Here is a 22,251-nt window from a genome sequence, read left to right on the forward strand (position 1 = left end):
GCGGGGAAGAGACCGGGGAGACGCGCCATGACCGCCTGTTCGTCCGTGCTGGATCTGATCGGCAACACGCCGCTGGTCGAACTGAGAAATCTCGACGCCGGCCCCTGCCGGCTGTTCGCCAAGCTGGAAAGCCAGAATCCCGGCGGTTCGGTGAAGGACCGCATCGGCCTGTCGATGATCGAGGCCGCCGAGCGCGACGGCCGGCTGAAGCCGGGCGGCACGCTGATCGAGGCCACGGCGGGCAATACCGGGCTCGGCCTGGCGCTGGTCGCCGCCCTGAAGGGCTACCGCCTGATCCTGGTGATTCCCGACAAGATGAGCCTCGACAAGATCCAGCATCTCAAGGCCCTGGGGGTCGAGGTGCGGCTGACCCGCTCCGACGTCGGCAAGGGCCATCCGGAATACTACCAGGACATCGCCGAACGGCTGGAGCGCGAGATTCCCGGCGCCTTCTGGGTCGACCAGTTCTCCAACCCCGCCAACCCGGAGGCGCACTACCGCGGCACGGGCCCGGAGATCCTGGAGCAGATGGACGGCGACGTGGACGCGATCTTCTGCGGCGTCGGCTCCGGCGGCACCATCACCGGCATCGGCCGTTTCATGAAGGAGAACTCGCCGAAGACGGAGATGATCGTGGCCGATCCGGAGGGCTCCATCGTCGCCGAGGCGGCGAATACCGGAAATATCTCGACCGAGGTCGGCTCCTGGCTGATCGAGGGGATCGGCGAGGACTTCATCCCGCCGAACTGCGATCTCGCGGTGATCTCCCGCGGGATCACGGTCTCGGATGCGGATTCCTTCGCGGCCCTGGGCGACCTGATCACGAAGGAAGGCATTCTGGGCGGCTCGTCGACCGGCACGCTGCTGGCCGCGGCGCTCCGCTACTGCCGGGAGCAGAAGGAGCCGAAACGCGTCGTGACCCTGGTCTGCGACACGGGCAACAAGTATCTCTCCAAGGCCTTCAACCGCGCCTGGCTGGTCGATCAGGGACTGATCCGCCGCCGCCGCCACGGCGATCTGCGCGACATGATCATCCGCCGCGCCGACGAGGGCGACGTGGTCACCATCAATCCTGGCGACACCCTGCTGACGGCCTATTCGCGCTTGCGCATGTTCGACGTCTCCCAGCTGCCCGTCATGGAGGGCGAGCGGATCACCGGCATCATCGACGAGAGCGACCTGCTGCTGGCCGTGCAGGGCCATGAGGAGAACTTCAAGAAGCCGGTGAGCGAGTTCATGGTCACCCGGCTGGAGACCATCCGCCCCGACGCCTCCGAGGCCGAGCTGATGCCGATCCTGCGCGCCGACAAGGTGGCGATCGTCGCCGACGAGGACACCTTCTATGGCCTCATCACCCGTGTCGACGTGATCAACCACATGCGCCAGGTCGCGGCCAACGCCGTCGAGGGCTGAAGACCGGGCCGGGCCCGGGCCGCAGAGGGCCCCGCGACCCGTGAGGACATCCCTCCCCCTGGGATCAGGGGGAGGTCGGCGCGGCACGCGCCGGGAGGGGGTCGCCGGACCTTCGTTATTCTGACCGAGTCCTGAACGGGCCGCAGGCCCGATTCGGGACCCACGCCTGAGCAGATCCGGCCACGCCCTTTCCGGCGGAAAGTCTCAGGCGTGGGTCCCGGGCCCGGCTCCGCCGGTCCAGGCACCCGTAGATGCGCCGGGCCGGCCATAAATCAGGGGGAAGGAAAGCCGGTTCGATCTGGCGGGGAATCGCCCTATATAGCCCGGACCTTCGCAACGGGAGCCACGCGTGCTGGACCGCATTTTCAGTTGGGCGGAGCGGAGCCAGGAAGTCTTTCCCCCTGAGCTGCCGTCGAAACCGCCCGCCGGTTTTTTCGGCTTCGTCTGGCATTACGCCAGGCCGTTCCGGCGCATGATCGCGCTTACGGCGCTGACCGCGGCGCTGGTCGGCATCGTCGAGGTCTGGCTGTTCTCCTTCATCGGCGACCTGGTGGACTGGCTGGCCGCCGCCGACAGGGAGACCTTCATGGAGACCCACTGGCCGGAGCTGGCCGGCATGGGCTTCGTCATCCTGGTGGTCTATCCGGCGGTGATGCTGCTGTCGGAGGTGATGTCGAACCAGGGTCTACTGGGCAATTTCGCCATGCGCACGCGCTGGCAGGCGCACCGCTACCTGCTGCGCCAGTCCGTCGGCTTCTTCCAGAACGACTTCGCCGGCCGCGTGGCGACGAAGATGATGCAGACCTCGCTCGGCGTCCGCGACTCCGTGCTGAAGACCTGCGAGATCCTGCTCTATGTCGGCATCTACTTCATCTCGGCGGTGGTGCTGTTCGCCATGAGCGACTGGCGCCTGGCCCTGCCGCTGGTCGCCTGGCTGGCGGGCTATGTCGCCATTCTCTACTTCCTGGTGCCGCGCATGGCGCAGCTCGCCGCCGATCAGGCCGAGGCGCGGTCGATGGTCACCGGCCGCGTCGTCGACAGCTACACCAACATCCAGACGGTGAAGATGTTCGCCCATGCCGAGCAGGAGGACACTTACGCCCGCGAGGGGATGGAGACCTTCCTCGGCACCGTCTACCGCTCCATGCGGCTGGCGACGGTGCTGCTGTTCCTGATGACGATGCTGAACGCGGGGCTGTTCTTCGCCGTCGGCGGCCTCGCCATCTGGCTCTGGCAGGGCGGGATCGTCACGCTGGGCGCGGTGGCCTTCACCACCGGCCTGGTGCTGCGCATCCACGGCATGGCCCACTGGATCCTGTGGGAGGTCTCCGGCCTGTTCGAGAATATCGGCGTGGTCCAGGACGGCATCGGCACCATCGCCCGGGACCGGGAGGTGGTCGACCGCCCCGGCGCCGCGCCGCTGGTGGTGACCGAGGGCCGCGTCGCCTTCCGCGACATCCGCTTCAATTACGGCAAGGCCCGCGGCGAATCGGACCGCGTCATCGAGCATCTGAACCTGGAGGTCCGGCCCGGCGAGAAGATCGGCATCGTCGGCCGCTCCGGCGCCGGCAAGTCGACGCTGGTGAGCCTGCTGCTCCGCTTCTACGACCTCGAGGCGGGCCGGATCGAGATCGACGGCCAGGATATCGCCGGCGTCACCCAGGAAAGCCTGCGCGGCGCCATCGGCATGGTGACCCAGGACACCTCCCTGCTGCACCGCTCGGTGGCCGAGAACATCCGCTACGGCCGGCGCGACGCGACCATGGCGGAGATCGTGGCGGCGGCGAAGCGGGCCGAGGCGCACGACTTCATCCTGGAACTGGAAGACATGAACGGCCGGCGCGGCTATGACGCCCATGTCGGCGAGCGCGGCGTCAAGCTGTCGGGCGGCCAGCGCCAGCGCATCGCCATCGCGCGGGTGCTGCTGAAGGACGCGCCGATCCTGGTGCTCGACGAGGCCACCAGCGCGCTGGATTCGGAGGTCGAGGCGGCGATCCAGCAGAACCTCTACCGGCTGATGGAGGGCAAGACCGTCATCGCCATCGCCCATCGTCTCTCGACCATCGCGGCCATGGACCGGCTCATCGTCATGGACGGCGGCCGCATCGTCGAGGAGGGCGGGCACGAGGATCTGATCGCCCGGGACGGCCTCTACGCCGACCTCTGGTCGCGCCAGTCCGGCGGCTTCCTGCTCGGCGAAGCGGCGGAGTAGGCGCACCGAAACCGGCCGGCGCTCCCCTCTGTCATGCCCGCCGCCGGCAGACGCGCGGGCATCGGCCCGGAGCGTTAGCTCCCGAGCTCGGGCAGATCGCGGAACAGCTCCAGCGCTTCCGGATTGGCGAGGGCGTCGCGGTTCTTCACCGGGCGGCCGTGGACCACGTTGCGCACCGCCAGTTCGACGATCTTGCCCGAGAGCGTGCGCGGGATGTCGGCGACCGCGACGATCTTCGCAGGCACGTGCCGTGGCGTGGCGTTGCGCCGGATCTGATTGCGGATGCGTTCCTCCAGCGCCTCGTCCAGGCGCGCGCCGGCCGCCAGCCGCACGAACAGCACGATGCGCACGTCGTCCTGCCAGTCCTGGCCGATCACCAGCGCCTCCAGCACTTCGGGCAGGGCCTCCACCTGGCGGTAGATCTCGGCGGTGCCGATACGCACCCCGCCCGGATTGAGCGTGGCGTCGGAGCGGCCGTAAATCACCAGGCCGCGCCGCTCCGTCATCATCGCCCAGTCGCCGTGCCGCCAGACGTTCTCGTAGCGGTCGAAATAGGCCTCGTGATAGCGGCTGCCGTCCGGGTCGTTCCAGAAGCCCAGCGGCATCGACGGATGCGCGTTCATGCAGCAGAGCTCGCCCTGTTCGCCGGTCACCGGGCGGCCTTCCTCGTCCAGCACGCGGACGTCGAGGCCGAGCTGGGGCTTCTGGATCTCGCCGCGCCAGACCGGTTCGGTGGGCGCGCCGCCGACGAAGCAGCCCAGGATGTCGGTGCCGCCGGCGATCGAGGCGAGCTGCACGTCCGCCTTCCAGTCGCGGTAGACATGGTCGAAGCCGGCCGGCGCGAGCGGGGAGCCGGTGGACAGGATCGTCTTCACCGCCGAGAGATCGTGGGTTTCCGCCGGCCGCACGCCCTCCTTGGCGCAGGCGTCGATGAACTTGGCCGAGGTGCCGAAGATCTCGCCCTTCTCCGCCTCGATGAAGTCGAAGACCGCGTTCGCATCCGGATGGAAGGGCGAGCCGTCGTAGAGCAGCAGCGTCGCCTCCGAGGCGAGGCCCGAGACCAGCCAGTTCCACATCATCCAGCCGCAGGTGGTGAAGTAGAACAGCCGGTCGACCGGGTGCACGTCGACCTGCAGGCGGTGCTCCTTCAGATGCTGCAGCAGCGTGCCGCCGGCGCCGTGGAGGATGCACTTGGGCAGGCCCGTCGTGCCGGACGAATACATGATGTAGAGCGGGTCGTTGAAGCCGGTCATCACGTACTCGATCTCGCCGGCCTCGTGCTCGGCGATGACGTCGTCCAGCAGCGCCGCGCGCCCTTCCAGCGCGGAAATGTCGGGACGGTCGTTCAGCAGCGGCACGATCACCGCGCGCTCGATCTCCGGCAGCTCGGCCAGGATGCCGCCGATGCGTTCCAGGCTGTCGTGCTCCCTGCCGCCATAGACATAGCCGTCGGCGGCGAACAGCACCTTCGGGCCGATCTGGCCGAAGCGGTCCAGCACGCCGCGCACGCCGAAATCGGGGCTGCAGGAGGACCAGACGGCGCCGAGGCTGGCGGCGGCCAGCATTGCGGCGACCGTCTCCGGCATGTTGGGCATGAAGCCGGCGACGCGGTCGCCCTTGCGCACGCCCATGGCGCGCAGCGCGCGGTGCAGACGGCTGACCAGATCGTGCAGCTCGCGCCAGCTCATGCGCTCGGCGAAGCGGTCCTCGGCGCGGAAGATCAGCGCGGGCGCATCGTCGCGGCGGCGCAGCAGGTTCTGCGCGAAGTTGAGCCGGGCGTCGGGAAAGAACGTCGCCGCCTTGATGTCCCGGGCGTCGGTCAGCACCCGCTCGCCGCGCGTCTCCGCGATCACCTCGCAGAAGTCCCAGACCGCGGTCCAGAACGCTTCCGGCTCGGCCACCGACCAGTCGTGCAGCGCGTCGTAGCCGTCGCCCTCGCGCCCGGCGAAGGCCCGGAACCGCGCCAGGTTGCTGCCGGCCACGCGTTCGGGGTCGGGCGTCCAGAGTCTTGTCGCCTCGTCGATCATCGCATCGCCTCCCGACGGCGGAGTCTATGGCTTGTGCGTGGCGTGGCAAGAGCGGGACAGGGATGTGCGGATCGGCCTTGCGGCCACCGCGCGCCGTCGGCGGCGCTGCCTATCCGAGTTTCAGGCCGATCAGCAGCGTCTCGGTGTAGAGGTGATCGACGCGCCAGTCGGGCAGCGCCGGATCGGCGCGGCGGACCATGCGGCGGTAGCGCAGCGGCTCGCGCGCGCCGCCCGTCGCATGGCCGGCGAAGAAGCGCTCGTCGGCCAGCAGCCGCGCCCGGGGCTCGCCGCCCAGGATGCGCGGGGCGGCGGCGTCGATCATCGCCGCCAGCCTGGCCGGATCGCCGGTGTAGATCAGGTCGTGGCAGAAGCCGTGATCGCCCCGGTCCTGGCGCAGGAAAAAGGTCAGCACCTCGCCGGCGTCGCCGGAGAGCAGGACGGGAAAGGCCTTCATGTCGCGGTGGTCGAGAAGGTAGCGCTGCTCCTCCGCGGAGACCCGCGGGCCGATGCGGTCGATCCCCTCGGTCACCTCCACATCGCCGGCCCGGCCGTCCGGCGTCCAGACCCGGCGGTGGGTGTCGAGATCACGGAAGCCGCAGGATTCGAGGATGCCGTGCACCCGCTTCGAGGGGTCGAAGACGGTGTACGTGACATCGGGCCGTTCCTCGTAGGTCCGCATCATCTTCAGGCCCAGGTCGTGGCCGCGCCAGTCGCGGTGGACGTAGAGCGAGGTGAAACTGCCGAACAGCCGCGGGGCGCCCTCGATGAAGCGCGTCGAGTAGACATTGCCGTGGAAGCCGACGATCTCGCCGTTGGCCTCGGCGACCATGCCGACATGGGGCTTCTCGCCGGCCCAGCCATAGTCCATCAGCCGGCGGAAGACCGCCGGCGGGACCTTCCGGTTCATGTGCAGATGCAGCAGTTCGGCAACCTGGTCGATGTCGGCGTCCGTGCCGGGGCGGAAAAGGGGTTCGCTCACTGAAAGAAGCTCCGGTCGTCCAGCCAGCGCGCTGCCGGATGGGCCGCGACCAGGCCGAGCACGGCGTCGATCGCCTCCCAGGCCGGCTCGTCGTTGATCCAGACATGGGTCAGCAGGCCCGTCGGCTCGTCCTCGACCTCGCCCCGGCGGCGCTGCGCCAGGTGATCGGCCAGCCGGTTCGCGGTCTTCTCCGCGCCGATGAAGCTGCGGCCCCGCTTCCAGGAGATGATGTCGACATGACCGTTGACCTGCCGCAGGCCGGGCGCCGGGGTGGCGCAGGGACGCGGCGCGAAGGTCGACAGCACCTCGAAACCCAGCGCCGGCAGGTCGGCACAGAGCTCCGGCGCGATGCGGTTCCAGGGCGGGCCCAGCATGGGCCGGTCGCGTGCGCCGAACAGCTCGGCCATCCGCGCCCGTCCGCGGCGCAGTTCGTCCAGGATCGCCGCCTTCGGGCGGTGCAGGCCCAGCTCCCACTTGCCCTTTACCGCCGCCGGCGAATGATCCTCATGCGCCCAGCCATGCTGGAACGGGACGGCTGTCGGGCAGTCGACGATGGCGGGCCCGAGGGCGTCGACGGCGCGGGCCGGCACGGCGGCGATGAAGCAGCCCGCGCCGTGACGCGCCGAAAGCTCCAGCATGCGCAGCACGGGCGCGTCCGGCGCCTCGGCGTCATCGTCGCGCCACCACAGCGTCGCCTCGCGGCCCGCTTCGTGCCAGCGGTCCAGTTCCGCCCTCAGCGCATCGAGTTCTTTCATCCGTTCCCGCCTTCGGTCTATCTATCCGTCCATGCAGAACACGCCCGATCTCACCGACGCCACGATCTACAACGAGTGGAGCGAGGACACCATCCGCTTCGGCGACATGGACGCGACCGGCCACGTCAACAACGTCGCCTTCGCACGCTATGTCGAATCGGGGCGCGTGCCCTTCATGCGCTCCGACCTCATCCCCGCCTATGACAACACGCAGCGTTTCGTCGTCGGGCACCTGTCCATCCATTTCCGCGCCCAGGCCTGGTGGCCCGGCACGGTCCGCATCGGCACCGTGGTGGCGAAGCTGGGCCGCACCTCGCTGACGCTCGGCCACGGGCTGTTCGTGGAGGACCGCTGCATCGCCACGGCGGAGACGGTGATGGTCTACATCGTCGAAGGCAAGGCGAGTCCGCTGCCCGAGACGGTCCGCGCCGGTCTGGAGAAGCTGCTGGCCGCGTGAGGCCTGGCGTGGGTCCGAATCGTCCCGCAAACTTTTTGCACCGTCGCCCGCTCAGCGTGTCACCCCCGCCTCTGTGCGGGGGTCCGGAGCGGCTTCGCCGCAGGTCGACGATCTGACCGGATGCCCGCACGGGGGCGGGCATGACACCGGAGTGGCAGTGGTTCGATCTCGCGGAACGATTGGGCCCGGGCCGGCCCCGGTCGTCCCTACTCGCCGACGCGGACCACGGTGTTGCGGATGCGGTGGTCGGCGTGGCGCAGGGTCGCCTGGCGTGCGGCCGGCCAGGCGCTCTCCGGCTTCAGCCAGTCGTCGCGGCCGACGGCGCGGCCGTCGCGGGCCGCATCCATTGCCGCCAGGCCGCTGGAGCAGATCCACCAGGGCGAGGCCCTGGAGGCGAAGAGGGCGTCGCTGTCCCGCGCGGTCTCGAGCGCCTCGACATAGAGCGCGCCATGCTTGATCGCCGTGATCCGCGCCTCCTCGGTGACCGGGTGAAGCTCGATCAGTGTGGCGGCGATGTTGGGCCGGACGCTCTCGTCGGCGCAGCGCAGGGCGTCATAGACCGTGCGCAGTTCGCCGAGCGCGAACCAGTAGAGCCCTTCGCGCGGCGCCTCCGCCGCCACCAGACGGCGGGAGATCTCCATCAGATAGGGTGCAGGCAACGTATCCGCGCTGGATTCGAGCGCGCGCACCAGAGCGGCCTCGTCCAGGTCGGCGGCGCGGCTGAGGCGGTGAACCCGGTCCAGCGTGGTGCGCCAGGTGCCGATGCCGCGCACGTCGCGGACGGGGACGCCAACCACCTCGCGGACCGCGATGCGCGGCCGGCGGACGATTTCCAGGTCGGTTTCCGGCGCCGCGATGGCTTCCTCGACCGTCATGTCGGCGAAGGAGAAACGGGGCCTGTCCGCCGCCGCCTCCTGCGCCCAGGCGCCGGCGGCCGGTCCGATCAGCGCCAGTCCCGCGGCCAGGGCCGCCTTCCAGCTCCGCATCTTCTTCTCCTTCATTGCCCGCCTACTGCGCCGCGGCCCGCAGGGCGCGGGCGATCTCGGCGTCGAGATGGTCCCGGGCCGCCTTGCGCGCCGCCGGCCAGTCGGCGCGCGGCAGCAGCCAGTCGCCCTTCGCCAGGGTCTCGCCCCGCCGGGCGGCGTTCAGGGTGCGCTGACCGCTGGAGCAGATCCACCAGGGCGATGCCGTCGTGTCTGTGATCGGGCCCTGGTCGCGGACCTGTTGCAGGATCCGGGCATAGAGCCGTTCGTTGTCGAAGGTCTCGACCCGGGCCTTCTCGCTCACGGGTTTGAGGTCGATCAGCGTCGCCTGGATATTGGCCCGCACCGAGGGGTCGGCGCAGCGCGCGCCGGCATAGACCGTTCGCGCCTGGCCCAGCGCGTACCAGTAGAGACCCCGTTGCGGGTCGGCCTCGACGATGCGGCGCGCCAGCTCGAACAGATAAGGCGCGGGCAGTTCGGCAGCGCGGGCCTCGATGGCGCGCGCGACCTCGGCGTCGTCCAGCCTCTCCGCGCGGCTCAGGCGGTGGACGTGGTCCAGCGTGGTGCGCCAGGTTCCCGGTCCGCGCACGTCGACGACGCGCACGCCGACGCGTTCGCGCGCCATCAGCACCGGCTGCTTCGCGGCGTCGATCCCGCGGTCCGGCGCGGCGAGAATCTCGTCGATGCTGCGACCGGCGAGCGGCGCATTCCAGTCGACGGGCTCCAGCGGCGTTTCCGGCTGGCCGGCGCAGGCCTGAAGGATCAGAAGGGCGAGGCCCGCAAGGGCCGGACGGACGGAGAAACCGGTCAACGCTCTACTCCACTGCTGCGCACGCCGCTGCCAAGCCTTGGCATGGCCCGCCGGCGCGGCGCAAACGGAAAACGGGCCCGCGCGTTTCCGCCCGGGCCCGCCCGATACGACCGCGAAGGCCATAAGGATCAGATGTTGGACTCGATCCATGACTGGATCTGGGATTTCGGCACGGCGCCGACCTTGGTGGCCACGACCTCGCCGCCCTTGAACAGCATCAGCGTCGGGATGCCGCGCACGCCGTACTTGGTCGGCGTCGACGGGTTCTCGTCGATGTTGATCTTGGCGATCTTCAGGTCCTTCATCTCGCCGGCGATCTCGTCCAGCGCCGGGGCGATCTGCCGGCAGGGGCCGCACCATTCGGCCCAGTAGTCCACCACCACGGGGACGTCGGAGCCGAGCACGTCGGACTGGAAGCTGTCGTCGGTTACCTTGACCGTGGTCATCAGAATTCTCTCCGTTACGGGGGCGCCAAATGGGTCTCGGAATTCGCTCCGGCGCGATGCCGAATCTAGGTAGCCGCCTGCGACAGGTCAAGCGAGGCCAGCGCATGGTCGAGCCGCGCCGCCGGCAGCGCCATCAGCCGCGCCTCCACGGTCCAGACCAGGGCGCAGCGCACCTCCCGGTCCGGGTGGATCCGGCGCATGACGGCGCGGTAGAGCGCCATCTGCCTGAGATAGGCCAGGGGCACGCCGGCTACCTCCTGCGGCGGCGGGCGGTTGGTCTTGTAGTCCACGATCAGCACCGAATCGTCGGTCACGGCGAGGCGGTCGACCTGGCCGGAGACGACGTGACCGCCGACCACGCCGGCGATGGCCGCCTCGGCGCGGCTGCCCGGCGCGAAGGCGGCCGCCATCTCCGGCGCAGCAATGACGCCCAGCGCTTCGGTCAGCAGGGCCGTGCGTTCGGCCTCTTCGAGGTCCGCGGCCCGCCGCGCCAGGATGGACGCGCCCGCATCTTCCCGCCGTTCGGGCGGCAGTTCGGGCAGCACCTGCAGCAGGTGATGGACCAGCACGCCGCGGCGGCGGCCGGCCCCGCCGGTGCGCTGCAGCGGGCTCAGCGCCGCCGGTTCGGCGTCCGGTTCCTCGCCGGGCTGCCGTGAAGGCGCCAGCGGCCGGGGCGGGGCGGGCTCGGCCGGCGCCGGCGCCGTCGCCCAGGCCGGCAGTATTTCGGCCTCGCCGGCGCCAGCGTCGTCTCCGGTCAGCGGCAGCGCGCCACTGCCATGACGCAGCACGCCGTCACCGCCGGCTTCGCCGATTTCCGCCAGCGCGCCCTCGACCGCGCGGTACCAGCTTGCATCGTCGGGAAGGGCGCGTTCCGAATTGTAGAAGCCGCAGACGTAGAGCCGCTCCTCGGCCCGTGTCATGGCGACATAGAGCAGGCGGTTGTATTCGGCCAGGCCGCGCTCCTGCTCCCGCTTGGCCTGCTGGGCCACGCGGTCGGGCAGTTCGGCGGCGCGGCCGCGCATGACGGGAATGTCCTCGTCCCCGCCCGGCCCGGGCAGGGCGATCAGCGGTGACTTGCCCGCGCGCGGCGCGCGCGTCGTGTCCGGCAGGATCACCACCGGCGCCTCCAGCCCCTTGGCCCCGTGGACGGTCATGATGCGGACCGCGCCGCCGCCGCGCTCCATGTCGCGCCGGATCTCCGCCGACTGGCCGGCGCGGAGGCGGTGCAGGAAGCCCTGCAGCGAAGGCGGATGACGGCGCTCGTCGTCCAGGGCGGCGTTGAGAAACTCGTCCAGCGGATCGAGCTGGTCCGTGCCCAGCCGCGCCAGCAGCCGCCGCCGCGCCCCGCCCGCGCCCAGCAGCTCGGCGAAGAAGGCGAAGGGCGTCGACTGGTCGGCCCGGCCCAGCAGATCGCTGAGCTCGGCCGCAGCTTCGGCCCATTTCGGCCGCTCGTCCGCCCGCCGGCGCATAACGTGCCAGAGCCGCTCATGCTTCTCCCGGCCATGGGCGAGTTCGAACAGGTCGCTGTCGTCGAAGCCGTAGAGCGGCGATTTCAGCACCGTGGCGAGCGTGAGGTCGTCCTCCGGCAGCAGCAGGAAGTCGCCCAGCGCCATCAGGTCCATCACTGCGATCTGTTCGGTCAGCACCATCCGGTCGGCCCCGGCGACGGGCACGCGCAGGCGCTTCAGCTCGCGGGCGATTTCCGCCACCGTGGCGTCGCGGCGGCGCACCAGGATCAGCACGTCGCCGGGCGTGATCGCGCGCAGCGGCCGGTCCGTGTCGCCGGCCTGGCCGATCGTCTCCCGGTCGCGGATCATGGCCGCGATGCGCTCGGCGACGCGGACGGCCAGCCGCCGCCTGGGGCTGTCGGGGCGCTCGGTATCCATCGGCGCGTCCCAGCGGTTCTGTTCCTCGCTCTCGCCGGGCGCCTCCAGCGGCCAGAGCTCCACCAGCCCCTGCGCGCCCGCGCGCCGGGCGATATGGGCGCTGGCCGCGCCGCCTGCGGTCAGCCCTGCGCCCGCCGGGCCGGCGAAGGTGCGGTCGACGACCGTCAGGATCTCGGGCGCGGAGCGGAAGGAAACGTCGAGGGTCACGTCCTCGAAACTTTCCCGCGCGTCCAGCGCGCGCTCGCGGAAATGGCCGCGCATGCGGTCGAAGCCTTCCGGGTCGGCGCCCTGGAAGCTGTAGATCGACTGCTTCTCGTCGCCCACCGCGAAGACCGTGCGGACGACGTCCGTCCGCGCGCCCTCGCCGGCGAAGAATTCCGCGCTCAACAGGTCCGCGATGCGCCACTGGTCGGGGCTGGTGTCCTGGGCTTCGTCGATCAGGATGTGATCGAGCCCCTCGTCCAGCTTGAAGTGCACCCAGGCGGCCTGGGAGCGCAGCAGGCCCAGCGTGTGGCGGATCAGGTCGTCATAGTCCACCAGCGCCAGGCGCTGCTTCTCCGCGGCGTAGTCCGCCAGCAGGGCGCCGGCGAGACGCAGCAGGTCGGCGGTGCGGTCGGCGCAGGCGGCCGCCGCGCAGCGGTCAGACAGCTCCATGATCCGCGCCAGTTCGGTCTCCATCACCGCCAGCGCGCCGGGATCGGCCCTGGTCACGGCGGCCGGGATCAGGGTCTTCCGCGGCTCCCCCTTCTGGGTCAGGAAGACGCCGCGATAGTCCGTCAGCAGGGCCTGCCGCGCGTCGTCGTCAGAAGCGAGCCAGGCTTCGATCAGATCGGCGTTCGCCGCCGCCTTCCTGCCGCCGTCACGGCGCAGGCCGGCCAGCACCCGGCGCAGACCGAGCTCGTCCCAGGCCCCGAAGGCGCAGCCTGCGGCGGTCACCGCCGCCTCGTCCTCGTCGGGGCGCAGGCCGAAGCGCGACCGGATCTCGTGGACGACGCCGTCGACCCCGCCATGACGGGCGATCGCCGCCTCGATGGGCCGCCGGGCGTTCAGCGCTTCCCGCAGCAGGTCGTCAAAGGCGCCGTCGGCCATGCGGTCGATCAGCCGCTCCAGCGCTGCGTCTACTTCCCTGTCCGTCGACCGTCCGGCCAGGATCGTGTGCTTCAGCCGCTCCAGCATTTCTTCCGGTTCGCGCTCATCCATTTGGCGGAACTCGGGGCTCAGGCCCGCCTCCAGCGGAAAGCGGCCGAGCACGGATGCGGCGAAGGCGTGGATGGTCTGCACCTTCAGGCCGCCCGGCGTCTCCAGCGCGCGGGCGAACAGCCGCCGCGCCAGGTCCAGGGGCTGGCGCGCCGCGCCCGCCTCCCCGAGCAGTTCGGTCAGCTTCGCCGTCAGCGCGGTGTCGGGCAGCGCGGCCCATTCGCCCAGGCGCCGGAACAGGCGGTTCGACATCTCCGCGGCGGCGGCGTTGGTGAAGGTGATCGACAGGATGCGGTTGGGCGGCGCGTCCTGTTCCAGCATCAGGCGGATGACCCGGTCGGTCAGAACCCGGGTCTTGCCCGAGCCCGCATTGGCGCTGACCCAGGCCGAGGCGTCGGGCCTGGCGGCCTTGCGCTGGGCGGCGATGGTGCGGGCGAGGGGGTCGGCGGCTGTGGTCATGGCTCTTCCTCCCCGCCGGCGACGGACCATTCGGCGACGCGGGCCAGGTGGTCGTAGTCGCCGCCCAGCCCCTGGAACTGCACCCTGGGCCGCGAGAGATAGGGCCGCTCCGGATCGTCATAGGCCGAAAGCAGCCGGGCCACGCCCTCGGCCGTCTCCGCCATCAGCGGCTCCAGCTCCAGCGGCACCCGCTTCCACGCGCCGCCCTCCTGCGCGCCGTGGACGCGGATGTGGACCAGCTCGGCCGGGGCCGCCGGCACTTCGGCGGGAAAGCCGCCGCGCGCCAGGATGACCGCAGTCAGCGGCAGCTGGACGGCGAATCCGGCCTCGATCTGCTTCTTCGTCGGCGGGGCGCCGGTCTTGTAGTCGACGATGACCACGCCGCCGTCGCCGGTGACGTCCAGCCGGTCGGCCTTGGCGGTGAGGCGGAAATCCTCGAGCCCCGGCAGGCCGTCGACCGCGCCGCGGATCTCGGCGAAGCGCCGCGTCACGCGCTCGCTGCGCCGGCCTTCCTCGGCCAGCAGCCACTTTGCGGCGTTCTTGAAGCGCCGCCACCACAGCCGCCGCCAGGAAGGCGGCAGGCCGGCGTCGTCGAAGACCTGCTCGCCGATCCGCGCCAGCACCGGCCAGAGACCTGGACTCCAGTCGCCGTCATGGCGCTTCGCCAGCCGTTCGAAGGCGTCGTGGATCAGGTTGCCCTTCAGCGCCGGTCCCGGCGTCTCGTCGATCGGGTCGAGGGCGCGCAGTCCCAGGATGCGGCGCGCAAAGATGGCGTAGGGGTCCCGGATCAGGGTCTCCACCGCCGTCACCGGCAGCTCCCGGGGCCGCGCTGCGACCGGGGGCAGGGGCCGGGGTGCGGCCACGGGCTGCGGGTCGCCCGCCTGGTCCAGCAGCCGCGCCCAGACCACAGGCCGCGTCTCCGGCTCCAGGCTCAGGGACGCCCCGGCCGCAACGCTCTTCAGCCGCAGCAGCCAGCGCGAGGGCACGGTGGGGGACCCGCCGGCGCGCGCGGCGCGGGTCAGCACCACTTCCGGCCCTGCCGCGAGCTGCAGGAAGTCGTGCGCCTGCAGGCCCGTCCGCCGCTCCGGCGCGGGCAGGCCGAAGGCGGCGCGCATGGGCCGGCTCATCCACGGGTCGACCTCGGACGTGGCCGGCCAGACACCCTCGTTCAGTCCGCCCAGCACCACCAGATCGAAGACCTGCAGCCGCGCCTCCAGGGGGCCCAGGATCTGCACCCGCGGATGACCGCCGAAGCGGGGCCGGACGGTGACCCCGCCGATCAGCCGGTCGAACAGCTCCGGCCAGTCGCCGGGGCCGGCGGGCGGCGCGGCGGCTGCGCTGTCGGCCAGATCGGCGATCGCCTGGGCCGCCGCTTCCCCGTCCTCCCCGCGCCAGAGCCGGGAAGCGCCTTCCTCGGTGTCCGTCGCAGCCAGCCATTCGCAGAACCGGACATGACTTTCCAGCCGGCGCTGGAAATTGTCGCCGGCCTCCAGGAAGGGCCGGGCGGCTTCGGCGACCTCTTCCAGCCAGGCGGCGTGACGCTCCGCCCCCTTCACCGCCGGCGCCCGGGCGGCGAGGCCGGGCAGGTCGTCATACTGGCGAATGCCGCGCAGCATGACGCGCTCCAGCGCGCGCACGTCGCGTCGGAAGGCGGCCGGCTGGCTTCCCCCGGCGGCCAGCGGATGTTTCAGCAGAGCCAGCAGGTCCGCCGGCGCCGCGCCCTCGGACAGCACCGTGGCGGCGAGCTGCAGGAAGCCGCCGGCCCGGGTGTGGCGCAGCGGCGCGCCGCCGGAATCGTCGACGCGGACACCGAAGCGGGTGAGCTCGGCGGCCACGCGCCGGCCCAGCACGCGGTCCGGGGTGACCAGTGCGGCGGTACGGCCCGGCGTCTCCAGCGCCTCCCGCAGTTTCAGGGCGATCGCCGTGGCCTCGGCGCGGGGATCCGGCGCTTCGATCAGCGCCAGGCCATCCAGCGCGTCCGCCGGCAGGGCGTCCAGATCGCGCCAGCGGTCGGTGGTCGCCGCCGGCCGCAGCGCCTCCCTGAGCAGGGCCAGCCGGGGCGAAGGCGCGTCCCCGCCCAGCACCTGCACGTCGCCGGGATTCGCCCGCAGGTCCTGAAGCAGGCGCAGCATGCCGTGCTGGGGATGGCCCGCTTCGTCCAGCGCGGCCTCGCGGTCGCGTGGCTCCATCGTTGTTTCCAGCGCCGGCAGGACGACATGGCCCGCGGGCAGGGCCAGCGCCGCCGCCATCAGCTCCGCGGTTCCCGGCACGCTGCCGGTCGAGCCGGCGATGTAGACCGGATGGGCCGGCCTCTCGCGCCGCCAGCGCGCCGCCAGCAGCGCCATCAGCCGGTCGCGGCGCCGGGCCGGGTCGATCTCGCCCCGCTCGTCCAGCACCGACGGCCAGAATTCGGTGACGATGCGCAGGAAATCGAGCGTCTGCCGCCAGTGCTCCTGGAATCGCTCCGGGGCCAGGCCGGCCAGGCCGGCGAAGTCCAGCCGTTCGGTCTGGGTCTCGTCCATCAGCCGGCCCAGGGCGTCGGCCAGCCCCAGCGCCGCGGCCGGCCCGGCGGCGCGGCCGGGCATGCGGGCCACCAGCCGCGACAGCAGCAGCCGCCGCGCGGCCGGCGCGATGGCCGGCGGCAATTCGCTTTCGTCGCGCGGATCGAGGATCAGGAGCGGCGGCTCGTCTTCCGTCTGGTCGCCCAGCGGCCGGATCAGCGGCAGCATCAGCGCCTCGCCGCCGCCCACGCGCAGGAAGGCCTCCCTGAGCGAGCGCACCGCGCGGCGGGTCGGCAGGAAGACCTGGGCGTCCGCCAGCAGGCCGTCGCCGCCGGGGCCATGGGCGGCCAGCATGTGGCGGGCGAGGATATCCACGAAGGGCAGCCCGGCCGGTACGGTCAGCAGCCCCCCCATGGCTTCAGCCCGTCCGCCTGAGCAGGGACTCGGCCCGCTCCAGCCCGTCCGGCGTGCCGATGTCGATCCAGTCTCCCTCATGGCGCATGCCATAGAGCCGGCCGGCCTCGGCGGCGCGGTCGAAGATCAGGTTCAGCGAGAACGGCCTGACCTCCAGGCCCTCGAAGATGCGCGGATGCAGGATCTGGACCCCGGCATAGAGGAAGGGGGCCAGGCGGCCGGGCCGGCGCCGGGCGAGGCGGCCGGACGGCGCCATGGTGAAATCGCCCTGGCCGCGATAGCCGATGGCGGTGACCGTGGGCTGCATCAGAAGCAGCACGTCCATCTGCTCCGGATCCCAGGCGCGCCCCAGCCGCCTGAACGAATCGCCGAAGGCGTCGCGCCAGATGGTGTCGGAATTGACCGACAGGAACGGCTCGCCGCCGAAGCGGTCCAGCGCGGCCAGCACGCCGCCGCCGGTGTCGAGCAGTTCCTCCTCGTGGGAGAATTCGATCTCCGGCGCCTCCCGGCGTTCCAGGTGCTCGCGCAGCATCTCGCCCTTGTAATGCAGGTTGACGACGCAGCGAGTCACCCCCGCGGCCGACAGGCGGTCCAGCACCCGGTCGATCACCGGCCGGCCCGCGACCGAGACCAGCGGCTTCGGCCTGGCGCGCGTCACCGCGCCCAGCCGCTTGCCATAGCCGGCCGCCAGCACCATCGCCTGCGCGGGCAGTTCGGGGTGGACCTGATTGCTCATTCCGGCGTTTCTCCTCGGGCGGCGGGATCGTCGGGCATGTGGCGCTCGAACCACGCCGCGACCGGCTGCAGGGCGGGGTGGCCGAGGTCCCGGCGCAGCAGACGCCACGCGCGGGGCAGCCAGTCCAGATAGCGCGCCTTGCCGTCCCGGCGCCAGAGCCGCGTGAAGACGCCGAGGATCCGCGTGTTGCGCTGTGCCCCGAGCGCGGCGTAGGCGGCGCGGAATGGCGCTTCGGCCGCGCCGGTGGCGGCCAGATAGCGCCGGATCATCTCGTCCTCCAGGGCCGCCGGCACGTCGCGGCGCACGTCCGCGAGCAGGGAGGCCAGGTCATAGGCCGGATGGCCGCCCACCGCGTCCTGGAAGTCCAGCAGCCCGACCCGGCGCGGCCCATCGCGATCGGGCAGCCAGATCAGGTTGTCGACATGGTAGTCGCGGAGCACGAGCGTGTTCTGGCTGTCGGAGGGGCAGATCAGCGCTTCGGCCCAGGCGTCGCGGAAGCTGCGGCGTTCGGCGTCGCTCGCCGCCCGCCCGCGCACCTCGGGCAGGCGCCAGTCGAGAAACAGCGCCACCTCGTCCAGCAGCGCCGTCAGATCGTGGCGCGGCAGGTCCGGCGGCGCGGCGTGGCCGGCGAGGCTGACGAGGACGTCGACCGCTGCCGCATAGAGCGCTTCCTCCATCGCGGGGTCGCGGCCGATGACACGGCCGAAAAGATCGTCGCCCAGGTCCTCGAGCAGCAGGAAGCCCTGTTTCGCGTCGGCGGCCAGAACCTGCGGCGGCGACAGCCGCCATTCCGCCAGCACCCCGGCGACGCGGCGGAAGGGGCGCACGTCCTCCCTGCCCGGCGGCGCGTTCATCAGTACGGCGCGGCGTCCGTCCGGCGCGAAGACGCGGTCATAGCTGCGGAAGGAGGCGTCGGCCGCCAGCGGCACGATCCGCGCGCCCGCAAAGCCGGCTTCCGTCAGCAGGTTCGTCAGCGCCTGCGACCGTTCAGGCGTCATCGAGCCGCTCCATGAAACCGGACGTCGCCTGGACGGTGAGCCGCCGTCCGTCCCCGGCCGCCTCGATCGCGATCCGGACCGCGTCGGGCGGCGCGAGATCCCCCAGCCGGTCCGGCCATTCCACCAGCGCCACGCCTTCGGCCGCCGCCTCTTCGAAACCGAGTTCCTCGACCTCGCCGGGGCCTGAAAGCCGGTAGAGGTCGAAGTGCCACAGCCGGAAGTCCGGCAGGTCGTAGGGGAGCACCAGATTGAATGTCGGACTCGGCGCGTCGATCGCGCGGCCGGCCAGGGCCTGGATCACGGCGCGCGCCAGCGCGGTCTTGCCCATGCCGAGATCGCCGCTCAGCAGCACCACGTCGCCAGGACGCAGCGCCCGCGCCAGCCGGCGGCCGAAGGCTTCGGTCGCTGCCGGGTCGGGCAGATGGAACTCGGCGCGCCGGACGCTCAAGACCGCAACGGTTCGACAGGCGCGCCGGAGATGCGGATGGTCTCGGTGTCCTCCGGCATCTGGTCGCGGAAGTGGCACACCACGCGGGTGCCCACGCCCACCTCCGAGGTCAGCTCGACCGAGCCGCCGTGCAGCTCCATCAGGTTGCGCACCAGGGCGAGGCCCAGCCCCGCGCCCCGCCTCGTGTGGCGCTCGCTGGTGCGGAAGGTCTCGAAAACGCGTTCGCGCTCCTCCTCGGGGATGCCGATGCCGGTATCCTCGACCCAGATGTCCGCGCCGTCGTCGGTGCGCGCCGCGCCGATGGTAATGGCCCCGCCGGGTGGCGTGAACTTGACGGCGTTGCTCATCAGGTTGTTCAGGATCTGCTGGATGCGGCGCGGATCCCCGTCCAGCCTGGGCAGGTCGTCGGGCAGTTCGCTGGAGAGCGCGAGCTGGCGGCGTTCGGCGCGCTCGCCGTACTTCTCCTGCACCTGCTCGATGATGTCGGAGACCACGAACACGTCGCGATCGACCTGAAGGTGCCCGGCCTGGATGGAGGCGAGGTCCAGCATGTCGTTGATCATCGACAGGAACTGTTCGGACGCCTCCAGGATACCGGAGGCGTATTCGCGCTGGCGCTCGTTGAGCGTGCCGAAATAGTCGTTCTGCAGAATCTCGGCGAAGCCGAGGATGGTGTTGAGCGGCGTGCGCAGTTCGTAGGACATGTTCTCGAGGAATTCCGACTTGATCATGTCGGCGGCGACCAGCGCCTCGTTGCGTTCGCGCAGCGCCCGTTCGATGCGGTAGCTGTCGGTGACGTCCAGATAGGTGAACAGCGTGCGCGCGTCCGGCAGGGCCGTGGACGCGGCGTCGATGATCTGCCCGTTGGGGAGTTCGATGCGCCGCTCGCCGGAGCGGATTTCGGTGGCGCTGGCGATCCAGGCGTCGCGCCGGGCGGCAAGCTCCGGCGGATGGCCGAAGCCCTCCAGCATGTGATCCACCAGTTCGCGCGCATGGGGCTCGCTGTCGGTGAACTCCCTGGGCAGATTCCACATGATGCGGTAGCCGGCGTTGCACAGGCTCAGCCGGCCGTCCGGGCCGAACACCGCCACCGCCTCGTAGAGATTGTCCAGCGTGGCGCGCTGTACGGCGATGTAGGTGTTCAGGTTCCGCTCCAGGACGATGCGGTCGGTGGCGTCGTCGAACAGGAACATCAGCCCGCCCAGGCCGTGGCGGACGATGGTCACCCGCATCATGCGCTCGTCGGGGCGCTGATAGAGTTCCTCGACCGGGTTGATCAGGCTGTTGAACAGCGCCTCGCGGCTCTTGCGGAACTGGCGGTATTCGGTCTGCTCGGGCAGCTTGCGCAGCTCCTTGACCCGGTCCAGCACCTCGCCGATCGACGGGCCGGCGGCGAGGAAGGATTCGTCCAGCCCCCAGAGCGAGCGGAAGGCGCTGTTGGCGTGTATCAGCCGCTTGTCCGCGTCGTATATCGCCACACCGGTCGTGATGTGCTCCAGCATCTCGGTATTGGCTTCGATCTGGCGGCGCATCTCGCGCCGAACCTCGTCGAGCAGGGACATGTCGACGGCATAGCCGGCGGAGCCGCCGTCGGGCAGTTCCGGCGTCTCGAAGACGCGGAAGATGCGGCGCTGGCCCTCGACCACGAAACGGCGTTCCTCCTCGGCGGTCTCGCCGCGGTCGCGGGCTTCCTGCACCAGGCGGATCGGCTGGTCGAGATCGCTGGCCGAGGCGATCTCGTCGTCGGTCGCGTCGGGGCCGAGGATGCTCTCCAGCATGCGGTTGCGCCAGACGATGGCGCCGTGGGAATCGCGCCGCCAGGCGGCCACGGGCGCGGCGTTGAGCAGAGCGCGGTAGCCGTCCCGCTCGCGGCCGAGCGCGGCGATCTTGTCGCGCAGCAGCGCCAGCTCGGCTTCCTGGCGTCCGGCCTGCACGGCCCGTTCGCCGCTCTCGCTCTCGAGGGTTTCCAGCCGCTCGGCGAAGCCGGCCCGTTCGGCCGCCGCGCGGCGGCGCTGGCCGAGATGAAGCGCCAGCAGGGCCAGAAAGGCCGCCGCCGCCACGGCCGCAGCAATCATCCAGCCCGTCGCCGCGCCGCCGCCCGCGAAACCGTCCTGCGCCCTGGCGGGCCAGGCCGCCAGAGCCAATATCGTCGGAACGGTCAGGGCGCCGGCCGGCCATGAGGCGCGGCGGCGGTTCGGGGTCGGCGTCATCGATTCGTCCACTCGTGGACCGCCAGATTATGGCCGGGCCACGGGGACCACAACATGTCCCGGCGCCGGACCCGGGGGCCCGGCGCCGGAGGTGCGACCTCAGTACCTGTAGTGTTCGGGTTTGTAGGGTCCGCTTTCGGGGATGCCGAGATAGCGGGCCTGATCGGGGGAGAGCTTCGTCAGGTTGACGCCGAGACGGCCCAGGTGCAGCGCGGCGACCTTCTCGTCCAGATGCTTGGGCAGCACGTAGACCTCCAGGCCGTACTTGGCGTGGTTGCGCCACAGCTCGATCTGCGCCAGCACCTGGTTGGTGAACGACGCGCTCATCACGAAGCTCGGATGGCCGGTGGCGCAGCCCAGGTTCACCAGCCGCCCCTCCGCCAGCAGGATCAGCCGCTTGCCGTCGGGAAACTCCACCTCGTCGACCTGCGGCTTGACGTTGTGCCAGGTGTAGTTGCGCAGCCCCGAGACCTGGATCTCCGAATCGAAGTGGCCGATATTGCACACGATCGCCCGGTCCTTCATGGCGCGCATGTGCTCGACCGTGATCACGTCCTTGTTGCCCGTCGCGGTGACGAAGATGTCGCCCGACGCGGCCACGTCCTCCATGGTGCGGACCTCGTAGCCCTCCATCGCCGCCTGCAGGGCGCAGATCGGGTCGATCTCGGTGACCACGACGCGCGCGCCCTGGCTGCGCAGGCTCTCCGCCGAGCCCTTGCCCACGTCGCCATAGCCGCAGACCACCGCCAGCTTGCCCGCCAGCATCACGTCGGTGGCCCGCTTGATGCCGTCCACCAGGCTCTCGCGGCAGCCGTAGAGATTGTCGAACTTCGACTTGGTCACCGAATCGTTGACGTTGATCGCCGGCACCTTCAGCGTCCCCGCCCGCGCCATCTCGTAGAGCCGCATGACGCCGGTCGTGGTCTCCTCCGAGAGGCCGCGCACGTCGTCCAGCAGTTCGGGGAACTTCTCGTGCATGCGCGCGGTCAGGTCGCCGCCGTCGTCCAGGATCATGTTCGGCCGCCAGCCGTCGGGGCCTTCGATGGTCATGTCGATGGCCCACCAGAACTCGTCGTCGTCCATGCCCTTCCAGGCGAACACCGGCACGCCGGTGGCCGCGATCGCCGCCGCCGCCTGGTCCTGGGTGGAGAAGATGTTGCACGACGACCAGCGCACCTCGGCGCCCAGCGCCGTCAGCGTCTCGATCAGCACCGCCGTCTGGATCGTCATGTGCAGGCAGCCCGCAATCCGCGCCCCGGCCAGAGGCTGCTCCGCGCCGTACTCCTCACGCAAGGCCATCAGACCGGGCATCTCGGTCT

At 71.0% G+C, this 22,251-nt stretch carries 16 protein-coding genes; 3 read left to right on the forward strand and 13 right to left on the reverse strand.

Annotation, left to right across the window (positions count from 1 at the left end; translation table 11 throughout):
* The first annotated feature begins 27 nt into the window (after positions 1 to 27).
* Both CWC60_RS03975 and CWC60_RS03980 read left to right on the forward strand, forming a co-directional pair.
* Complete coding sequence (locus tag CWC60_RS03975; RefSeq protein WP_109792710.1) at positions 28 to 1,413, forward strand: pyridoxal-phosphate dependent enzyme; 1,386 nt, start codon at positions 28 to 30, stop codon at positions 1,411 to 1,413.
* Between the two features lie 361 nt (positions 1,414 to 1,774).
* Positions 1,775 to 3,625 (forward strand): ABC transporter ATP-binding protein, encoded by a 1,851-nt coding sequence (locus CWC60_RS03980; RefSeq protein ID WP_109792731.1) that lies wholly within the window; start codon positions 1,775 to 1,777, stop codon positions 3,623 to 3,625.
* Positions 3,626 to 3,699: 74 nt separating this feature from the next.
* On the opposite strand, the gene CWC60_RS03985 is transcribed toward CWC60_RS03980, so the two are convergent.
* The 3 genes from CWC60_RS03985 to CWC60_RS03995 form a co-directional block, all read right to left on the reverse strand.
* A complete protein-coding gene (locus tag CWC60_RS03985; RefSeq protein ID WP_109792711.1) occupies positions 3,700 to 5,652 on the reverse strand; it encodes an acetoacetate--CoA ligase in 1,953 nt (650 codons plus the stop codon).
* 109 nt (positions 5,653 to 5,761) lie between these two features.
* The gene (locus tag CWC60_RS03990; protein WP_109792712.1) at positions 5,762 to 6,631 is read right to left on the reverse strand and encodes a GNAT family N-acetyltransferase; all 870 of its coding nucleotides are present in this window, start codon (positions 6,629 to 6,631) and stop codon (positions 5,762 to 5,764) included.
* Positions 6,628 to 7,386, reverse strand: a complete 759-nt coding sequence (locus CWC60_RS03995; protein ID WP_164516350.1) for a polysaccharide deacetylase family protein — start codon at positions 7,384 to 7,386, stop codon at positions 6,628 to 6,630. Before CWC60_RS03995 ends, CWC60_RS03990 begins: the two co-directional genes overlap by 4 nt.
* Before the next feature lie 31 nt (positions 7,387 to 7,417).
* On the opposite strand from CWC60_RS03995, the gene CWC60_RS04000 reads away from it, so the two are divergent.
* A complete protein-coding gene (locus CWC60_RS04000; RefSeq protein WP_164516351.1) occupies positions 7,418 to 7,843 on the forward strand; it encodes an acyl-CoA thioesterase in 426 nt (141 codons plus the stop codon).
* A 206-nt stretch (positions 7,844 to 8,049) separates the two neighbouring features.
* Here CWC60_RS04000 and CWC60_RS04005 read toward each other — a convergent pair whose 3' ends face one another.
* From CWC60_RS04005 to ahcY, 10 genes are all read right to left on the reverse strand, one after another.
* Positions 8,050 to 8,844 carry a hypothetical protein gene (locus CWC60_RS04005; RefSeq protein WP_109792715.1) on the reverse strand — a complete coding sequence of 265 codons (795 nt, stop codon included), beginning with the start codon at positions 8,842 to 8,844 and terminating at the stop codon, positions 8,050 to 8,052.
* A 7-nt stretch (positions 8,845 to 8,851) separates the two neighbouring features.
* Positions 8,852 to 9,637, reverse strand: a complete 786-nt coding sequence (locus CWC60_RS04010; RefSeq protein WP_109792716.1) for a hypothetical protein — start codon at positions 9,635 to 9,637, stop codon at positions 8,852 to 8,854.
* A 128-nt stretch (positions 9,638 to 9,765) separates the two neighbouring features.
* The gene (trxA, locus tag CWC60_RS04015) at positions 9,766 to 10,083 is read right to left on the reverse strand and encodes a thioredoxin TrxA (RefSeq protein WP_109792717.1); all 318 of its coding nucleotides are present in this window, start codon (positions 10,081 to 10,083) and stop codon (positions 9,766 to 9,768) included.
* Positions 10,084 to 10,148: 65 nt separating this feature from the next.
* Positions 10,149 to 13,625 (reverse strand): double-strand break repair helicase AddA, encoded by a 3,477-nt coding sequence (gene addA, locus CWC60_RS04020; RefSeq protein WP_164516352.1) that lies wholly within the window; start codon positions 13,623 to 13,625, stop codon positions 10,149 to 10,151.
* Complete coding sequence (gene addB / locus CWC60_RS04025; protein ID WP_109792719.1) at positions 13,622 to 16,540, reverse strand: double-strand break repair protein AddB; 2,919 nt, start codon at positions 16,538 to 16,540, stop codon at positions 13,622 to 13,624. The genes addA and addB overlap by 4 nt, the downstream gene beginning before the upstream one ends.
* A 4-nt stretch (positions 16,541 to 16,544) precedes the next feature.
* Positions 16,545 to 17,276, reverse strand: a complete 732-nt coding sequence (locus tag CWC60_RS04030) for a nucleotidyltransferase family protein (protein WP_109792720.1) — start codon at positions 17,274 to 17,276, stop codon at positions 16,545 to 16,547.
* Positions 17,273 to 18,274 (reverse strand): aminoglycoside phosphotransferase family protein, encoded by a 1,002-nt coding sequence (locus CWC60_RS04035; protein WP_109792721.1) that lies wholly within the window; start codon positions 18,272 to 18,274, stop codon positions 17,273 to 17,275. The genes CWC60_RS04030 and CWC60_RS04035 overlap by 4 nt, the downstream gene beginning before the upstream one ends.
* A complete protein-coding gene (gene tsaE / locus CWC60_RS04040; RefSeq protein WP_109792722.1) occupies positions 18,264 to 18,722 on the reverse strand; it encodes a tRNA (adenosine(37)-N6)-threonylcarbamoyltransferase complex ATPase subunit type 1 TsaE in 459 nt (152 codons plus the stop codon). Before tsaE ends, CWC60_RS04035 begins: the two co-directional genes overlap by 11 nt.
* On the reverse strand, positions 18,719 to 20,932 hold the full coding sequence (locus CWC60_RS04045) for a sensor histidine kinase (RefSeq protein ID WP_109796340.1): 2,214 nt from the start codon (positions 20,930 to 20,932) through the stop codon (positions 18,719 to 18,721). Before CWC60_RS04045 ends, tsaE begins: the two co-directional genes overlap by 4 nt.
* A 99-nt stretch (positions 20,933 to 21,031) precedes the next feature.
* On the reverse strand, positions 21,032 to 22,251 hold a 1,220-nt coding region (gene ahcY, locus CWC60_RS04050; protein WP_109792732.1), incomplete at its 5' end, for an adenosylhomocysteinase.

The organism is Minwuia thermotolerans, assembly GCF_002924445.1.
Lineage (GTDB): Bacteria > Pseudomonadota > Alphaproteobacteria > Minwuiales > Minwuiaceae > Minwuia > Minwuia thermotolerans.